General features: G+C 70.8%; 17 protein-coding genes. 7 read left to right on the plus strand and 10 right to left on the minus strand.

Going from position 1 to position 15,639, the window contains the following annotated elements:
• Window positions 1-11: 11 nt before the first annotated feature.
• On the plus strand, window positions 12-962 hold the full coding sequence (locus QZH52_RS08195) for a Gfo/Idh/MocA family protein (protein ID WP_301806480.1): 951 nt from the start codon (window positions 12-14) through the stop codon (window positions 960-962).
• Window positions 959-2,140, plus strand: a complete 1,182-nt coding sequence (locus tag QZH52_RS08200) for a DegT/DnrJ/EryC1/StrS family aminotransferase (RefSeq protein WP_301806482.1) — start codon at window positions 959-961, stop codon at window positions 2,138-2,140. Before QZH52_RS08195 ends, QZH52_RS08200 begins: the two co-directional genes overlap by 4 nt.
• On the opposite strand, the gene QZH52_RS08205 is transcribed toward QZH52_RS08200, so the two are convergent.
• Both QZH52_RS08205 and QZH52_RS08210 read right to left on the minus strand, forming a co-directional pair.
• Window positions 2,133-2,969, minus strand: coding sequence for a dienelactone hydrolase family protein (locus QZH52_RS08205; RefSeq protein WP_301806485.1), 837 nt, complete (start codon window positions 2,967-2,969; stop codon window positions 2,133-2,135). The two genes, QZH52_RS08200 and QZH52_RS08205, sit on opposite strands and share 8 nt — an antisense overlap.
• On the minus strand, window positions 2,966-3,436 hold the full coding sequence (locus QZH52_RS08210; RefSeq protein ID WP_301806487.1) for a tautomerase: 471 nt from the start codon (window positions 3,434-3,436) through the stop codon (window positions 2,966-2,968). The genes QZH52_RS08205 and QZH52_RS08210 overlap by 4 nt, the downstream gene beginning before the upstream one ends.
• A 94-nt stretch (window positions 3,437-3,530) precedes the next feature.
• On the opposite strand from QZH52_RS08210, the gene QZH52_RS08215 reads away from it, so the two are divergent.
• The 5 genes from QZH52_RS08215 to QZH52_RS08235 all read left to right on the plus strand — a co-directional run bounded on the left by QZH52_RS08215 (window position 3,531) and on the right by QZH52_RS08235 (window position 8,909).
• Complete coding sequence (locus QZH52_RS08215) at window positions 3,531-4,544, plus strand: GlxA family transcriptional regulator (protein WP_301806490.1); 1,014 nt, start codon at window positions 3,531-3,533, stop codon at window positions 4,542-4,544.
• Window positions 4,545-4,597: 53 nt separating this feature from the next.
• Window positions 4,598-6,142, plus strand: coding sequence for a class I adenylate-forming enzyme family protein (locus QZH52_RS08220; RefSeq protein ID WP_301806493.1), 1,545 nt, complete (start codon window positions 4,598-4,600; stop codon window positions 6,140-6,142).
• Window positions 6,123-7,253 carry an SLC13 family permease gene (locus QZH52_RS08225; RefSeq protein ID WP_301806497.1) on the plus strand — a complete coding sequence of 377 codons (1,131 nt, stop codon included), beginning with the start codon at window positions 6,123-6,125 and terminating at the stop codon, window positions 7,251-7,253. Before QZH52_RS08220 ends, QZH52_RS08225 begins: the two co-directional genes overlap by 20 nt.
• A 37-nt stretch (window positions 7,254-7,290) precedes the next feature.
• A complete protein-coding gene (locus QZH52_RS08230; protein WP_301806500.1) occupies window positions 7,291-7,992 on the plus strand; it encodes an AraC family transcriptional regulator in 702 nt (233 codons plus the stop codon).
• A gap of 71 nt (window positions 7,993-8,063) precedes the next feature.
• Window positions 8,064-8,909, plus strand: a complete 846-nt coding sequence (locus tag QZH52_RS08235; RefSeq protein ID WP_301806503.1) for a DMT family transporter — start codon at window positions 8,064-8,066, stop codon at window positions 8,907-8,909.
• A gap of 5 nt (window positions 8,910-8,914) precedes the next feature.
• On the opposite strand, the gene QZH52_RS08240 is transcribed toward QZH52_RS08235, so the two are convergent.
• The 8 genes from QZH52_RS08240 to QZH52_RS08275 form a co-directional block, all read right to left on the minus strand.
• Window positions 8,915-9,946, minus strand: a complete 1,032-nt coding sequence (locus QZH52_RS08240; RefSeq protein WP_301806506.1) for an NADP-dependent oxidoreductase — start codon at window positions 9,944-9,946, stop codon at window positions 8,915-8,917.
• Between the two features lie 105 nt (window positions 9,947-10,051).
• Window positions 10,052-11,344: a HAMP domain-containing sensor histidine kinase gene (locus QZH52_RS08245; protein ID WP_301806509.1), complete on the minus strand. Its 1,293-nt coding sequence runs from the start codon at window positions 11,342-11,344 to the stop codon at window positions 10,052-10,054.
• Window positions 11,341-12,030 (minus strand): response regulator transcription factor, encoded by a 690-nt coding sequence (locus tag QZH52_RS08250; RefSeq protein WP_301806513.1) that lies wholly within the window; start codon window positions 12,028-12,030, stop codon window positions 11,341-11,343. The genes QZH52_RS08245 and QZH52_RS08250 overlap by 4 nt, the downstream gene beginning before the upstream one ends.
• 31 nt (window positions 12,031-12,061) lie before the next feature.
• Window positions 12,062-12,520 (minus strand): DUF4260 domain-containing protein, encoded by a 459-nt coding sequence (locus QZH52_RS08255; protein ID WP_301806517.1) that lies wholly within the window; start codon window positions 12,518-12,520, stop codon window positions 12,062-12,064.
• The gene (locus tag QZH52_RS08260; RefSeq protein ID WP_301806518.1) at window positions 12,513-12,971 is read right to left on the minus strand and encodes a Spy/CpxP family protein refolding chaperone; all 459 of its coding nucleotides are present in this window, start codon (window positions 12,969-12,971) and stop codon (window positions 12,513-12,515) included. The genes QZH52_RS08255 and QZH52_RS08260 overlap by 8 nt, the downstream gene beginning before the upstream one ends.
• Window positions 12,972-13,089: 118 nt before the next feature.
• The gene (gene ptsP, locus QZH52_RS08265) at window positions 13,090-14,889 is read right to left on the minus strand and encodes a phosphoenolpyruvate--protein phosphotransferase (RefSeq protein WP_301806520.1); all 1,800 of its coding nucleotides are present in this window, start codon (window positions 14,887-14,889) and stop codon (window positions 13,090-13,092) included.
• On the minus strand, window positions 14,886-15,155 hold the full coding sequence (locus tag QZH52_RS08270; RefSeq protein WP_286521874.1) for an HPr family phosphocarrier protein: 270 nt from the start codon (window positions 15,153-15,155) through the stop codon (window positions 14,886-14,888). Before QZH52_RS08270 ends, ptsP begins: the two co-directional genes overlap by 4 nt.
• The gene (locus QZH52_RS08275; protein ID WP_301806523.1) at window positions 15,124-15,579 is read right to left on the minus strand and encodes a PTS sugar transporter subunit IIA; all 456 of its coding nucleotides are present in this window, start codon (window positions 15,577-15,579) and stop codon (window positions 15,124-15,126) included. Before QZH52_RS08275 ends, QZH52_RS08270 begins: the two co-directional genes overlap by 32 nt.
• Window positions 15,580-15,639 lie beyond the last annotated feature (60 nt).

Here is a 15,639-nt window from a genome sequence, read left to right on the forward strand (position 1 = left end):
CCCCGGAATCGATGACTTTCTCGACCCCCGCCTTCACAGACGGCCCCATCGACGCGCCCACGGGGCAGCCGCCGTCTGGTCGCGTCGAAGCCGACCTCCTCCATGCCGTCGTCGGTCTCGGCCGCTTCGGCCGCACGCACGCGCGCAAGCTGGCCGGGCTGCCGGGGTTTTGCCTGCGCGCCGCGGTGGACTGTTCGCCGGCAGCCGGCGCCGATGCCGAGCTCGCAACGCTGCCGCTGCTGTCGCACGTGGACGAACTGCCCTCGGACATCGCATCGGCGACCGTCGTCACCAGCGACGCGGCGCATGCCAAGGTCGCGCTGGCCCTGATGCGCAGGGGCTGCCACGTGCTGGTCGAGAAGCCGTTGTGCATCGAGCCGCGCGACGGCGCCCTGATGATCGGGACCGCCCGGCAATGCGGTGTCACGCTGAGCACCGGGCATATCGAACGCTTCAATCCGGTATTCGACGACGTCATGCTGGCGCGGCTGCGACACGCGGCTGCGGACCACGGCCACAGCCCCCATCCGTTCCTGCGATTTCGCCGATTTTCCACACGCAATGCCACGGCCGCCGACAGCATCCTGGATCTGATGGTGCACGACCTCGACCTGCTGGCCTGGCTGTGCGCCGTGCCCACGGATGCGCCGCTGCGGGTCCTCGCCCGAAAGGTCGGCGTGCGCAGCGTCAGCGCGCGCGTTCAATTGGGCGGCCTCGTCGCCGACCTGGAAAGCGGCTACGACAGCGCGTCGCCACAGACCCGGCTGCAGATCGACGAAGCCGGCCGCGAACTCACGCTCGACCTGCGCGAGGGCGAGCGCTGCCTGGTCGCGGGCGATGACGCGCTGGCGCAGCAATACCAGGACTTCCGGCGCGCGATCCACGGCCAGGGCCGCCGCATCGCGTCGGGCGCCGAAGGACTGGCAGCCGTGACCCGGGCCTTGCAGGTCCTGCGCGCGTGAAGAAGACCATCCCGCTGTTCCGCTCGGCGGCCGCCTCCGAACCGATGGCGGCCCACCTGGGACAGCTGTGCGGCGACGTGCTGCGAAGCGGGGTCTACATCCTCGGCCCCCAGGTCCGGATGCTCGAAGCGCGGCTGTCGGGCTTGCTGAAGGGTCGCGAGACCGTGGCCGTGGGTTCAGGTTCCGAGGCGCTGCTGCTGGCCTTCAAGACCCTGGGCATCGGCAGCGCAGGCGGGGGAACCGCGCAAGACGAGGTCCTGCTTCCGTCCTACACCTTTATCGCCTGCGCGGAAGCCGTGATCGCGGTCGGCGCGCGGCCGGTCTTCGTCGACAGCGCCGTCGATGATTTCCTGCCGTCGCTTGAACACTTCCGCGAGGCGCGCACGCCGCGCACCCGCGCCGTCCTCGCGGTCGGCCTGTTCGGCGATCCGACCGGCCTGCCCGAACTCGCCGCCTATTGCCGGGGCGAGCAACTGCACCTGATCGAGGACGTGGCGCAATGCCTGGGCGCCCGCACGGGCGACGCAACCGCTCGCCTGGAGCCGGCCGGCACCTGGGGCGACGCCACGGCGATGAGCTTCTATCCGACCAAGACGCTGGGCGCAGCCGGTGATGCCGGCGCGCTGGCCTTCCGCGATCCGCGCCACGCGCAGCAGGCGCGCCTGCTGCGCAACCACGGTTGGAGCGATGGCCGCCATCACTGCCTCGGGCACAACAGCCGCATGGACGAACTGCAGGCCTGCCTGCTCAACGCGGCCCTGGATGACTTCCCGGCGGCGATCACGCGGCGGCAAACGATCGCGACGCGCTACCTGGCAGCCTGGTCCGGCTGCCCGATGCGGCTGCCGCGCGATGCCGCGGGCCACGCCTGGAACTATTTCGTCGTTGCCTTGCCGGAACGGCGCGAGCGCGACAGGTTCGCGGCTCGGCTGGCCGAATCCGGCGTTGCCACCCGCATCTACTACGAGCAGCCGCTGCACCGGCACGAAGCCCTTCGTGCCTGGCACGGCGCGCGCGCCCTGCCGCACAGCGAAAAGCTGGCCGACTGCTCGCTGGCCCTGCCGCTCTATCCCATGCTCGACGACGAGGAAGTCGAATACGTCATCCGTGCGGTACGGCAAGCCGCCGTCGAAATCGCGGATCCGGGTCTCCGCGCAGACCCATGCGACCTCAGCTAGTCTTTCCTGCGCCCAGCCGGAGCGCAAAGAACGCCAGGATCTCGTCGCGCGCCGCGATGGTGGGCTGGCCCGCTTCGTCGATCAGGTGGGCGGTCACGACGCTGTGCGGGCTGGCGACCACCTGGGCGAAGAAGGGCGGCAGTGCGTGGCGATTGGCCGCGCTGTCGGGCAGCACGCGCGCCACGAAGCGCTCCCCCAGGGCATCGGCATAGGCGGCGAAGCGCTGGGCTGTGCAGAACCGGTCCCCTTCGAAGCGATAGGCCAGGACGCTCAGCCGGTCCCGCTCCAGGCGCTGCCGAACCGCCGCGAGCTCGTCCGGCGGGCTTTCGACGGCCGCCGGCTGGTCCAGCGGCAGCGACGGCTGGCACAGGACCGGCGCGAGCACCGCCGCCTCCAGCGCCATCGTCAGCGCGAAGTTCCCCGTGAAGCACATCCCGATCGCGCCCACGCCCGGGCCGCCGCACTGCCGATGGGCCAGGCGCGCGAGGGCGCGCAGCCATTGCGTCACGGGGCTGGCCCGGTCGGCCGCGAAGGCCCGGAACTCGGCGCTGACGCAGGCTCGCCGGACGGTGGCCGTGCCCTCCTCGACCTCCGGCACCGCCCCGTCGCGGCCGAACAGCGAGGGCATGTAGACGGTGAACCCCGCATCGCGGACCCAGCGGGCGAAGCGCGCGACATGCGGACTGATGCCCGGCATCTCGGCCATGACGATCACGGCCGGGCCGGTGCCGGCCACGTGCACGACCTTGGCGACGCCCTCCAGCGTGATCTCGCGCGGATCGAAATCGTCCAGCGGGTCGGGCAGGTTCGGGTTGCGGTCCGGTTTCATCGGGGCTCCTGGCCATGGTCGACGAGATGCTGCAGATGGGCGAAACCGGCCGCCCGGGCAAAGTCCGCCAACGTCCAGACGGCCCCGCCGACACCCCAGCGGCCGTCAGCCACCTCCTGCAGAAGCACCGACGTGACGAGGCGCCGCCGGTCGTCGGCAGGAAGCGCCTGTTCGAAAGATGCGTGCACGCATTGCACGTAGCTGGCTCGCGACGTCTCATCCAGAACACCCGATGGCAAGTAGATCCTGGCGCTGCAAGGCAGCAGTTGCGAAGTCAGGTCGACACCGCCGCAGATCCAGCCACCGGTGGCCACCTCGTTGACGAGGACCCAGCACAAGGACCGTTGCCTCGGATCGGCCGGGATCTGCTCGGCAGCACCGGCGGCGGCGTTGAAGCCGCGAACCAGCGCAGCGCGGGCTGAACCGGGGAAGGCGTCTTTGGGAATGTCGACGAGGATCGTGGGCATGGGCGTCCTTTTTCTGGGATGCGGATCGCCATTGCAACCTGCACCATCTTAGACTGCCAGTGTCCAATTAACCCCAATTCAGGCGTTTTCAGCCATGCACGATTTCACGATCCTGATCCTGCCTGGCGCCTACGGCAGCAGCGTGGCCGTGACCCTCGACATCCTGAATGCCGCCGCCGCGCTGGCGCCGCGGGCCAAGTCGCCGCGACCGACGTGGCGCGTGGTGTCGCCGAACGGCGGCGTCGTGGCCCTCGGCAGCGGCCTGCGGGTCGACACCGCGGTGTTGCCCGCGCGCTCGCGCGCCGATGCCTCGACCTGGATCGTTCCCGGCCTGGGCGTGGACGATCCCGCCGAACTGGCGCGCCGCCTGGCGGGCGCCGACATCGCGCCCACGATCGCCGCCGTCAGGCGGCACGGCCGGCGAGGCAGCGCGGTCGCCGCATCCTGCTCGGCGGTCTTCCTGCTGCAGGCGGCGGGCCTGCTGCGGCAACGGCGGGTCACGACCTCGTGGTGGCTCGCGCCCGAACTGCGGCGCATCGAACCGGGCTGCGTCGTCGATGCCGACCGCATGGTGTGCGCCGACGGGCCAGTGACGACCGCCGGTGCCGCCTTCGCGCAATCGGACCTGATGCTCCACCTGCTGCGCACGCGCTTCGGCACGGCACTCGCCGACGCGGTCGGCCGGGTCCTGCTCATCGACGGGCGCCAGGCGCAGGCGCCGTTCGCGCTGCCTTCCATGATGTCCAACGGCAACCCGCTGGTGGCGCGCCTGACGCATTGCATCGAGTCGGCCCTGCCGCATCCGCCCAGTGTGGCGGCATTGGCCGAGCGATTCGCCATGTCGCAGCGGACGCTGGCGAGGCAGGTGCGCGCCGCGACCGGCCAGGGCGCCCTGGCGCTGGTGCAGAGCGTGCGGCTCAACCGGGCCCGCATGCTGATCGAGTCGAGCCGGATGACGGTCGAGCAAGTCGCCGCCGAGGTGGGCTACGAGGACGCGACGGCACTGCGACGGCTCATGCGCAGGGCGGCCGGCGCCGCGCCGAGCCAGTTTCGCTCGGGTCGGCGATCGGCTGGCGCCGGCCCGGCCTCGGCCGTGCGCGACGCGTAAGATTCATGCGGCCCCTCGCGGCCATCGCCCGACCCCCAGAAGCTGAAGAGACCATGAGCAATTTCGAGGCAGCCATCCAACGCGACTTCGGCCTGATCGCCGACCTGATCGCCATCCACGCGCAGCAGGGGCCCGAACGGCCCGCCCTGGCCGACGCCACGCAGACACTGAGCTACGGCGCGCTCGACGCGCTGATGGACCGCATCGCGGCCAGCCTGCAACGCGATGGCCTGGCGCCCGGCGATGCGATCGCAATCTGCGCCGCATCGAGCGTGGACTACGCCGCGGTGTTCCTCGGCGCGCTGCGCGCCGGCGTCGCGGTCGCGCCGCTGGCGCCCGGCTCCACACAAGCCAGCCTGGCGCGGATGATCGAGGACGCGGGCGCACGCATCCTGTTCGTCGACCAGGCGGCGGCCGAGGTGATCGGGCCGGCGGCGCCGGACGCCATCCCGCGCCTCGCGCTCGACGGCTCGGCCGCCGGCGGCGACTTCGAGGCCTGGCTCGCACCAGCGGGCGTTCGGCCCGCCGCGGTCGAGCTGCAGCGCTCGTCGCCCTTCAACATCATCTATTCCTCCGGCACCACGGGCGAGCCCAAGGGCATCGTCCAGGGCCACGGCATGCGCTGGGCGCACGTGCAGCGCGGCGCCAGGTACGAGTACCGCCCCGAGACGGTCACGCTGCTGTCGACGCCGCTCTACTCCAACACCACGCTGGTCGTGTTCTTCCCGACCCTGGCCTTCGGCGGCTGCGTGCTGCTGATGCCGAAGTTCGATGCGGCGGCGTATCTGAAGCTCGCCGAAAGCCGCCGCGTCACGCACACCATGCTGGTGCCGGTGCAGTACCAGCGCCTGATGGCCCGGCCCGATTTCGGAGCCCACGATCTGACGAGCTTCCAGTACAAGTTCAGCACCAGCGCGCCCTTCAATGCGGCCCTCAAGGCCGACGTGCTCCAGCGCTGGCCCGGCGGCCTGATCGAGTTCTACGGCATGACCGAAGGCGGCGGCACCTGCATCCTCGAAGCCCACCTGCACCCCGACAAGCTGCACACCGTCGGCCAGCCGGCCGAGGGCAGCGACATCCGGCTGATCGACGAGGAAGGCCGCGAGGTGGCGCGCGGCGAAGCGGGCGAAGTGGTCGGGCATTCGGCCGGCATGATGGTCGGCTACCACCGCCAGCCCGCCAAGACGCGCGAGGCCGAATGGTTCGACCCGAGCGGCAAGCGCTTCATCCGCACCGGCGACGTCGGCCGCTTCGACGACGACGGCTTCCTGACGCTGTTCGACCGCAAGAAGGACATGATCATCAGCGGCGGCTTCAACATCTACCCGAGCGACCTCGAGACCGTGGTGCGGGCCCATCCGTCGGTGGCCGATGTCGCGGTGGTCGGCGTTCCTTCGGAGCAATGGGGCGAGACGCCGGTGGCCTTCGTGGTGCGCCGGGCCGGCGACGACACCGCCGCCGAGACGATCCTGCAATGGACCAACGAGCAGCTCGGCAAGACCCAGCGCCTGGCTCGGCTGCAGTTCATCGACGAGTTGCCGCGCAGCGCGATCGGCAAGGTGCTCAAGCGCGAACTGCGTGAACTCGTCGCGCGCTGAACCCACCCCGGAGGCCGCGCCGCACGAAGGCGGCGGCAACGGCCTGCTCTGGGTGCTGATCGCCGCGGCCGTCCTCTTCGCCCTGGTCCGGCCGCGCGCACCGATGGACTACATCCGGCTGGTCGACTGGCAGACCATCGGGGCCTTGGCCGGGCTGCTGGCGATCACCCAGGGCGTCGAGCGCAGCGGCATGCTGCAGGCCGCCGCGGCGCGGCTGCTGGCGCGCACGGACGACCTGCGCAGCCTGGTGCTGCTGCTGGCCGCCAGCGCGGCCGTGTTGTCGGCCCTGGTGACCAACGACGTCAGCCTGTTCCTGCTGGTGCCGCTGACGCGGGTGCTGGCGACCCAGGCCCACCTGCCGCTGGCGCGGCTGGTGGTGATCGAGGCGCTGGCGGTCAACGCCGGCTCGGCCCTGACGCCGATCGGCAATCCGCAGAACCTGTTCCTCTGGCATCGCTCGGGCGAGAGCTTCCTTTCTTTCGTGGCCATGATGGGCCCGACCGTGGGGGTAATGCTGTTCTGGCTCTTCACCGCCATCTGGTTCGGCGTGCCTCGGATCCCGATCGCGCTCAAGCCATCGAGCGAAGCGGCGCCGGTGCAGCCGCGCCTGCTGGCGCTGTCGGGCCTGCTGTTCGTGGGTTTCGTGATCGCGCTCGATCGCCACTGGCTGCTGGCCGGCCTCGGCGTGGTCTTCGGCGCGTTCCTGCTGCTGCGACCGCGGGTGCTGCTGGGCGTCGACTGGGCGTTGCTGGCCATCATCGCGCTGATGTTCGTGGACCTGCGGCAGCTGGCCGAACTGCCGGCGGTGGCGACCCTGCTCGGCGGCCTGCCGATCGGCGAGGGCTGGCGCGCCTACCTGGCCGCAATCCTCACCTCGCAGTTCATCAGCAACGTGCCCGCCGCCATCGTGCTCGACCCCTTCGTGCACGACCTGCCGGCGCTGGCCGCGGGCGTGAGCGTCGGCGGCTTCGGCTGCGTGCTCGGCTCGCTGGCCAACCTGATCGCGCTGCGGCTGGCGAAGCTGCCGAACGGGCTGCGCGAGTTCCATCGCCTCAGCATTCCGTTCCTGCTGGTGTGCGGGGCGTCGGCGCTGCTGCTGCGGCTGGGGTGACAGGGCCGCATGCGCGGGAGAAAATCCGTCGACTTCCATGGACACGCCGGCCTCCACATCGCTGGGACTTTCGCTGCGGCGCTACGGCGCCTCGCGCGGCAGTCACTCGCACGACCATTTCCAGGTTCTGATCGGCATTGACGGCGTGCTCGACCTGGAAGTCGAAGGCCGGGGCCGCCGCGTCGGCGCTGGCGAGGGCTGGGTCGTGACGCCCGGCGACCGGCACGATTTCGAATCGAAGGACGGCAGCCGCTGCCTCATCCTCGACACCGCCCAGGACCTGTGGGCGCGATGCGCCGGCCGCGCGCCGCTGGCACCGCAACTGCTGGCGCTGGCGCGCTATCTGGCGCTGTGCGTTTCCGCGCCCTCGACCTCGGCCTCCGCCCTGCACCATGCGCCGGCCCTGCTGCTCGAAGCCTGGGGGCCGATCGTGCCGAATGGCCGCCGTCGCGCGATCGACTGGCAGGGTCTGTCGGACTGGGCGCGCAGCCGCTGGCATCGCCCGCTCGGCGTTGCGGATCTCGCAGCCGTCACTTGCCTGAGCCCGAGCCAGTTCGCGCAGCGCTGCCGCGACGAACAGGGCGTGAGCGCGATGCACTGGCTGCGCGCGCAACGGCTGCTGCATGCGCGCCAGTTGCGCGATCGCGGCATCGGCGTCGCGGAAGCCGCCCGCAGAACAGGCTATCGATCGCCGTCGGCGCTGACGGCAGCGATGCGGCGTTCGGGCAGCGCGCGCTGAGGCCTCGAACCCTCGTCGCGCGACGACGTCCCGTCGATCCGCGACGATCGCAGCGCTTAAGCTCGGCGGCCATGTCGTCGACCCTCCATGCCCTCGCCGCGATCGCCCTCTGGGCGACGCTGGCCTCGCTGGGCACCTCGCTTTCGCACCTGCCGCCCTTTCTGCTTACCGGGCTCGCGCTGGTGATAGGCAGTGCGATGAGCTGGCCGCTGGCGCTTCGCGACCGCAAGGCCTGGGCGATCCCGCCGTGCACGCTGGCGCTCGGCGTCTACGGCCTGTTCGGCTTCCACTTCCTGCTCTTCATCGCGCTGCGCCATGCGCCGCCGGTCGAGGCCAACCTCGTCAACTACCTCTGGCCATTGTTCATGGTGGTGCTGGCGCCGGTGCTGCTGCCCGGCATGTCGCTGCGTCCGCTGCACGTGCTGGCGGCGCTGCTGGGTTTCGCCGGCGCGGCGATCGCGATCCTCGGCGCGCGCGGCGGCGCCGGCGCGTCGGGCGCGAGTTCGTACTGGGGCTTCCTGCCGGCGCTGGGCTCGGCCTTCATCTGGGCCAGCTATTCGCTCTGGACGCAGCGCGTGCCGGCCTTCCCGACCACCGCGATCGGGCTGTTCGGCCTGCTGTCGGGGGCACTCTCGCTGGCCTGCCATGCGCTGCTCGAGCCTTCGGTCGCGCTGTCGCCGCACGACTGGATGCTGGTCGTGCTGTGCGGGCTGGGCCCGCTGGGCGCCGCCTTCTTCTTCTGGGACCTGGCGCTCAAGCGCGGCGATGCGCGGCAGATCGGCATCCTGAGCTACCTCACGCCGCTGGCCTCGACCGCGCTGCTGATGCTGGTCACCGGGCGGGCCCTCAGCTGGAGCATCGCGCTGGCCGCGGTGCTGATCATCTCGGCCGCCGTGATGGGCACGCGGGCGCGCTGACGGGATCAGTCGCTGACCTTGAGCACCAGCTTGCCGAAGTTCTCTCCCGTGAAAAGGCGGCCGAGCGCCTCCGGGAAGGTGTCGATGCCCTCGACGACGTCCTCGCGGCTCTTCATGCGGCCGTCCTTCAGGTAGCCCGACAGCTCGGCCACCGCCTCGCCATAGCGGTCGGCGTAGTCGAACACGACCATGCCCTGCATCCGCGCGCGGTTGACCAGCAGGCTGAGGTAATTCTTCGGGCCCTGCACCGGCGTCGTGTTGTTGTACTGGCTGATGGCGCCGCAGATGATGATCCGGGCGCCGCGCGCCAGCTTCGCCAGCACCGTGTCGAGGATGTCGCCGCCGACGTTGTCGAAATAGATGTCGACGCCTTTCGGGCAATGGGCCTTCAGGCCTTCGCGCACGGCCAAAGGCCCGGCCTTGTAGTCGATGCAGGCGTCGAAGCCGAGTTCCTTCACGACCCAGTCGCACTTGGCGGCGCCGCCGGCGATGCCGACCACGCGGCAGCCCTTGATCTTCGCCAGCTGGCCCACGGTCTGGCCGACCGCGCCGGCGGCCCCCGACACCACGACGGTCTCGCCGGGCTTCGGTTGGCCGACGTCCATGAGGCCGAAGTAGCCGGTCATGCCCGGCATGCCCAGCACGTTGAGCCACTGGCCGATGGTGCCGGCGCGCAGGTCGATCTTGACCAGGCCGTTGCGCTGGATCTCCTCCTGCGGGATCAGCGCGTACTGCTGCACGCCGAGCGTGCCGTACACGGTGTCGCCGACCGCGAAGGCCGGGTTGCGCGAGGCCACCACGCGGCCGACGCCGCCGGCCCGCATCACGGCGCCGATCTCGACCGGCGCGATGTAGCTCTTGCCTTCATTCATCCAGCCGCGCATCGCCGGGTCGAGCGAGAGCGACAGGGTCTGGACGAGAACGCCGCCTTCGGCCGGTTCGCCGACCGGCTCGTCGGTGAACTGCCAGTCGTCGCGCGTCGCGGCGCCTTCGGGTCGCTTGGCCAGGCGCACCTGGCGATTGGTGAGGGTGCTCATGCGCGGGTCTCCTTGGGGTGTCTATGCCCGGCGCATCGTAGACCCAAGCCACCCGGCGGCCGGTAGCGCATGCGACAACGCCCGGTCGCTCTCAGCCGATCGACTTCAGGCGCCAGGCAGCCAGACGCTGACCGCCAGCCCCGGCTGCGCATTGCGCACCGCGAGCCTGCCCCCGTGCGCCTCGGCCACCAGCCGGCACAGGTACATGCCGAGGCCGACACCGCCGGTGGCGCGCTGGCGCGCACCGTCGGTGCGGTAGAAGGGCTCGGTCAGGTGGGCCAGCTGCGCCGGGGCTACACCGGGCCCGAAGTCGCGCACTTCCAGTTCGACGCCCGCGTCGTCACCGCGCAAAGCGATGCGCGGCGGCTGGGCCGCGTCGGCGCCGTGGCGCAGCGCGTTGTCGAGCAGGTTGCGCACCAGCACCTTGAGCCGCGAACGGTCCAGCGCCAGGGCCGGCAGGCCCTCGGCCAGTTCCGCGACCACGCGGGCGCCCTCGGGATGCTCGGCCACCACCTCGCGCACCAGCGCCGCCAGGTCGACCGGCTCGCGCTGCAGCGCGGCATGCGGGCTGGCCAGCCGTTCGCTCTCGAGCAGGTCGCTGATCAGGTCGCGCATCTCGGCCAGGTCGCGCAGCAGCGCGGCCCGCTCGGCCGCGCCCTCGGGCGTCGCCGGCAGCAGCTCGGCATTGAGCCGGGCCCGGGTCAGCGGCGAACGCAGCTCATGACTCAGCGCCAGCAGCAGGCCGCGCTTGGCATCGAGCATGGCCTGGATGTCGTGCGCCATGGTGTTGATGCGCTGCGCCAGGTCGCCGAGCTCGTCGCGACGGCGCAGCGGGATCGGCGTGTCGAAGGCGCCGCGGCCGAAGCGCTCGGCGCCGGCGCGGATGTCGTCGAGCGGCCGCAGCAGCTTGCGGACATAGGCATAGGCCAGGGCGATCAGGGCCAGCAGCAGCGCCAGCGTGATCCAGCCAATGCCCTGGGGCTCGCGCTGCCAGGGCAAGGTGCCGATGCCGAAGCTCACGCGATGGCCGTCCGCCGTGGTGCGGCTGAGCCAGTCGCCGCGCGGACCGAAGCCAAAGCGATGCCTGTCGGGGTGCGAATCCCAGTTGACGGCCGGCCCTTCGATGCGGATCGAGATCGGCAGCCGTTCGACCAGCGCCTGGGCGCGGGCGACATCGGGCGGCGTCCCGAGTTCGGCCACGATCCGGTCCATGTAGTCGGCCACCACCGGCCGGGCAGCGTCGCGCCAGCCGGTCGAGAAGGCCCGCTGCGCGCCGCCGAGGAACACCGCGGTCATCGCCAGCGCCAGCAGCACGAACACCACGATCAGGCGCACCCTGAGCGAATGCCGCAGGCTGTGGCGCCAGCGGCGAGAGCGCCTCGGGCCTGCCGGCCTCACGGCGGCGTGCTCCGCCCGACGGCCAGGGCGTAGCCGGCATTGCGCAGCGTCTTGATGCAGTCCAGCGGCTCCAGCTTCTTGCGTAGCCGGCTGACGACGATGTCGACCGCGCGCGTGTAGAGCTCGGCCTCGTGGCCGCGCAGCCGGTTCAGGATCTCGTCGCGGCTCCAGACCCGGCCGGGCGGGTCGGCCAGCAGTGCCAGCAATTCGAATTCGGTGCCGGTCAATTCGATCCGCTCGCCGTGGCGCAGCACTTCGCGCTTGTCGAGGTCGATCGCCAGGCCCTCGAACAGCCGCTGCTGCGGCGCCGCTGCGGGAGGCGCCACGGCGCGCCGGCGGCGCAGGATGGTCTGGACGCGCGCCACCAGCTCGCGCGGCTCGAAAGGCTTCGGCAGGTAGTCGTCGGCGCCGATCTCGAGGCCGACGACCCGGTCCATCACGTCGCCGCGCGCCGTCAGCATGACGATCGGGATGTCGCTCTCCCGGCGGATCTCGCGGCACAGCGCGAAGCCGTCCATCTCGGGCAGCATGACGTCGAGGATCGCGGCGTCATAGTGCCCGGCGCGCAGCTTCGCCAGGCCTTCGCTCGGCCGGCTGGCGCTGTCCAGCACGAAGTCGAAGCGCGCAAAGTAGCTCGCCAGCGGGGCACCGAGGTGCTCGTCGTCGTCGATCAGGAGGATGCGCATCCGCTGCATTTTGGCCCACCGCCCGCGCCGCTCACCAAGGGTCCGCGGGTCCGAGACGGCCGAGGTGGGTGTGGCCGAAGCCGCTCGCGTACTTGAGCCCGTAGCCCAGCATCCGGTCGAAGCCGATGTGGGCGCACCAGATCAGCCCGAGCGCCAGCGCCACCGGCTGGCCGCCCAGGCCGCCGAGCGCCAGCAGCGCCACCGGCCCCAGGTAGGAATGGGCCGCGTTGTAGGCCGCCGCGCCCTGGCGCGGGCCGGCGAGGTAGCCGAGCCACGACAGGTCGGGCAGCAGGAACATCAAGGCGAAAGAGCCCCAACCGGCGCCGAGCTGCGAATAGCCGGCCAGCGAGGCCGCGAGCACGACCAGTCCTTCGAGCCGCAGCAGCAGGCGCACGCCACCACGGGCGGCGCCTGCCGACGGCACCGCGTCGGATTCGGCCGGTCTCGGACGGCGCCCGGCCGCCCCCCAGGCGACAGGGGCCTCAGCCACGGCGCCCCCAGCGCGGACGGTCCATGAAGTCACGCACCTTCTGCTGCTGGGCCGGGTTCAGGTTGTCGAAGAAATCCGCCGCCGCGGCGATCACCTCCGGACTGCCCGCCTGCACCGCGGCCGTCTTGTCGTCGACCAGCTGCTTCGCCCGCGCCTGGTCGAGCTTGGCGCCGGCGAACAGGCTGCGGAACTCGGCCCGCGGGTCGCCGCCGCCGCGCAGCGCCGCCCGCTGCGCCTGCAGCTTCTCGGCCAGGACAGTGAGTCTCTGCTTCTGGGCGGCGTCGAGTTCGAGCTTGCTGCCCACCCGTTCGACCATCCGGGCCCGGAATTCGGCCCGGTCCTGCTCGGAGCCGCTCCAGCCATGGCGATGGCCGCCGCATCCGGCCAGGCTGCCGGCCAGCAGGGCGGCACCGGCGATGCCGAAAAGAGATCGTTTGAACCAGCGTTTCATGAGAGTCTTCCTTCAGAGGGGATCGGGGTGATCCGGAAGACTCGATGGTCGGCGCGGGGCCCGCCGAAGTCCTTTCCGTGCGGTTTCGCTCTGTTTCGTTTTATTGCAGCGGATCTGGCTACGTACGAACCAGCGCCGCCGCCGGGTTCTCCGACTCCAGCACCTCCTGCGCCCAGGCTTCGAGCTTGCTGGTGTCGGCCCGCAGCACCTCCTGCTTGACCGCCAGGATCTGCGAGGGATGCATCGAGAAGCTGCGCAGCCCCAGGCCCAGCAGCAGCCGGGTGAAGACGACGTCGCCGGCCATCTCGCCGCAGACGCTGACCCCCTTGCCCTGGCGCCGGCACTCGGCAATGGTCTCGGCCACCAGGCGCAGCACCGCCGGGTGCGCCGGGTCGTACAGGTGCGCCACCGATTCGTCGGCGCGGTCGATCGCCAGCGTGTACTGGATCAGGTCGTTGGTGCCGATCGACAGGAAGTCGAAGTACTTCAGGAAGGTCTTGAGCGTCAGCGCGGCGGCCGGGATCTCGATCATCGCGCCCAGCTTCACGTTGCCGTGCACCGCGCCGCGGTTGTCGAGTTCGGCGCGCGCGAAGTCGATCAGCGACAGCGTCTGCCGGATCTCGCTGACATGCGCCAGCATCGGGATCAGCAGGTGGATCTCTCCGTGCGCCGCGGCTCGGAGGATGGCGCGCAGCTGGGTCAGGAACATCGCCGGATCGGCGAGGCTCCAGCGGATCGCGCGCAGGCCCAGCGCCGGATTCAGGTGGTAGTCCTCGCGCTGCTGCTTGCCGTCCAGCGGCTTGTCGGCGCCGACGTCGATGGTGCGGATCGTCACCGGCATGCCCTTCATGCCGTCGACCGCGCGCCGGTAGGCCTGGTACTGCTCCTCCTCGTCGGGCAGCCGCGCGAGGTTGTGGGCCTCGCGGCCCATGAACAGGAACTCGCTGCGGAACAGGCCCACGCCGACCGCCCCGGCCTTGACCGCGCCGATCGTGTCCTCGGGCATCTCGATGTTGGCCAGCAGGTCGACCCGCTGGCCGTCCAGCGTGACGGCCGGCTTGTGGCGCAGCCGCGAGAGCCGGCCGCGTTCGAGGTCGCCCTGGCGCTGCTTGAAGCCGTACTCGGCGAGGATGATCGGCGACGGGTCGACGATCATCACGCCGGCATCGCCGTCGATGATGACCCAGTCGTCCTGGCGCACCAGCTGGCTGGCGCTGCGGGCGCCGACCACGGCCGGGATGTCCATGCTGCGGGCGATGATCGCGGTGTGGGAGGTGCGGCCGCCGACGTCGGTCACGAAGCCCGCGAACACGCTCTTCTTGAACTGCAGCATGTCGGCCGGCGACAGGTCGTGCGCGATCAGCACCAGCGGCGCATCGAAGGCATCGCCGGCGATCAGGTCGTGGTGATCGTCCTCGTCGGCGGTGCGCTTGCGCCGCGGCGGCGTCGGCGCCAGCACCGCCGCCGTGCCCTTCATGCGGTGCAGCAGCCGCTCGACGACCTGCTCCAGGTCGGCCTTGCGCTCGCGCAGGTATTCGTCCTCCATCTCGTCGAACTGGCGCGCCACCACTTCGAGCTGGGTGGTGAGCGCCCACTCGGCGTTATAGAGCCGCTCGACGATCCAGTGCTTGACGCCGCCCGTGAGCACCTCGTCCTGCAGCAGCATCTGGTGCACTTCGAGCAGGGCCGCGAGTTCGTGCGGCGCGTCGTTGGGGCCCATCAGCGCGACGTTGGCCTGCAGCTTCAGCAGCTCTTCGGCCACCGCGTTGCGCGCAATGCGGACCCGGTCGATCTCGGCCTCGATCTGCTCCGGCTTGATGAAGTAGTGAGCCACGTCGATGCGGCTCGATACCACCAGCACCGCCCGCCCGATGGCGATGCCTCGGGCAACGGGAAGGCCGTGGACGACGAAGGTCACTCGCCCTCGCCGAATTTGTCGTTCATGAGGGCGACGATGGCATCAAGCGCCTCCTGCTCGCTGTCGCCGATCGTCTCGACGTCCACCGTGACGCCCATGCCCGCGGCCAGCATCATGACGCCCATGATGCTCTTGGCGTTGACGCGGCGGTCGCCGCGCGACAGCCAGACCTCGCACGGAAAGCTGCCTGCGAGCTTGGTGAGTTTCGCCGAGGCGCGCGCATGCAGGCCCAGCTTATTGCTGATGGTCACGGATGTCTTGGTCACTGTGCTTTCTTCTTGCCTGGTTCTGCGGCGCCGCCACGGCCACCTGCATGACGCCGGCCGTTCCGCCGGTGACCGCCCGCTGCACCAGCGTGTCGAGCGGCTCGTTGCGGTAGCTCACCGCGCGCAGCAACATCGGCAGGTTGACCCCCGCCACGAGACGCGAGCGGACGCCGTCGACCAGCTTCTGCGCCACGTTGCAGGGCGTGGCGCCGAACACGTCGGCCAGCACCAGCACCTGGGACCGCGGGGCGGCCTGGAGCTGGGCCAGCATGATGCGGGCGGCGGCGAGGGTTTCGTCCGGCGATACGTTGGGCAGCACGTCGAGCGCGACGATCGACGCTTCGCTGTCGGGAAAGACATGCAGCGCGCACTGGCGCAGCGCCTGGGCGAGCGGCGAGTGGGCGATGATGAAGATGCTGGTCATGCGGATCGGTGGGCGGTCTCTCGATTATGCGGGGCCGGGCTCGTCAGGCAACCTCGGGAC

Origin of the sequence: Variovorax ginsengisoli (assembly GCF_030486595.1) — a bacterium.
Lineage (GTDB): Bacteria > Pseudomonadota > Gammaproteobacteria > Burkholderiales > Burkholderiaceae_C > Variovorax > Variovorax ginsengisoli_B.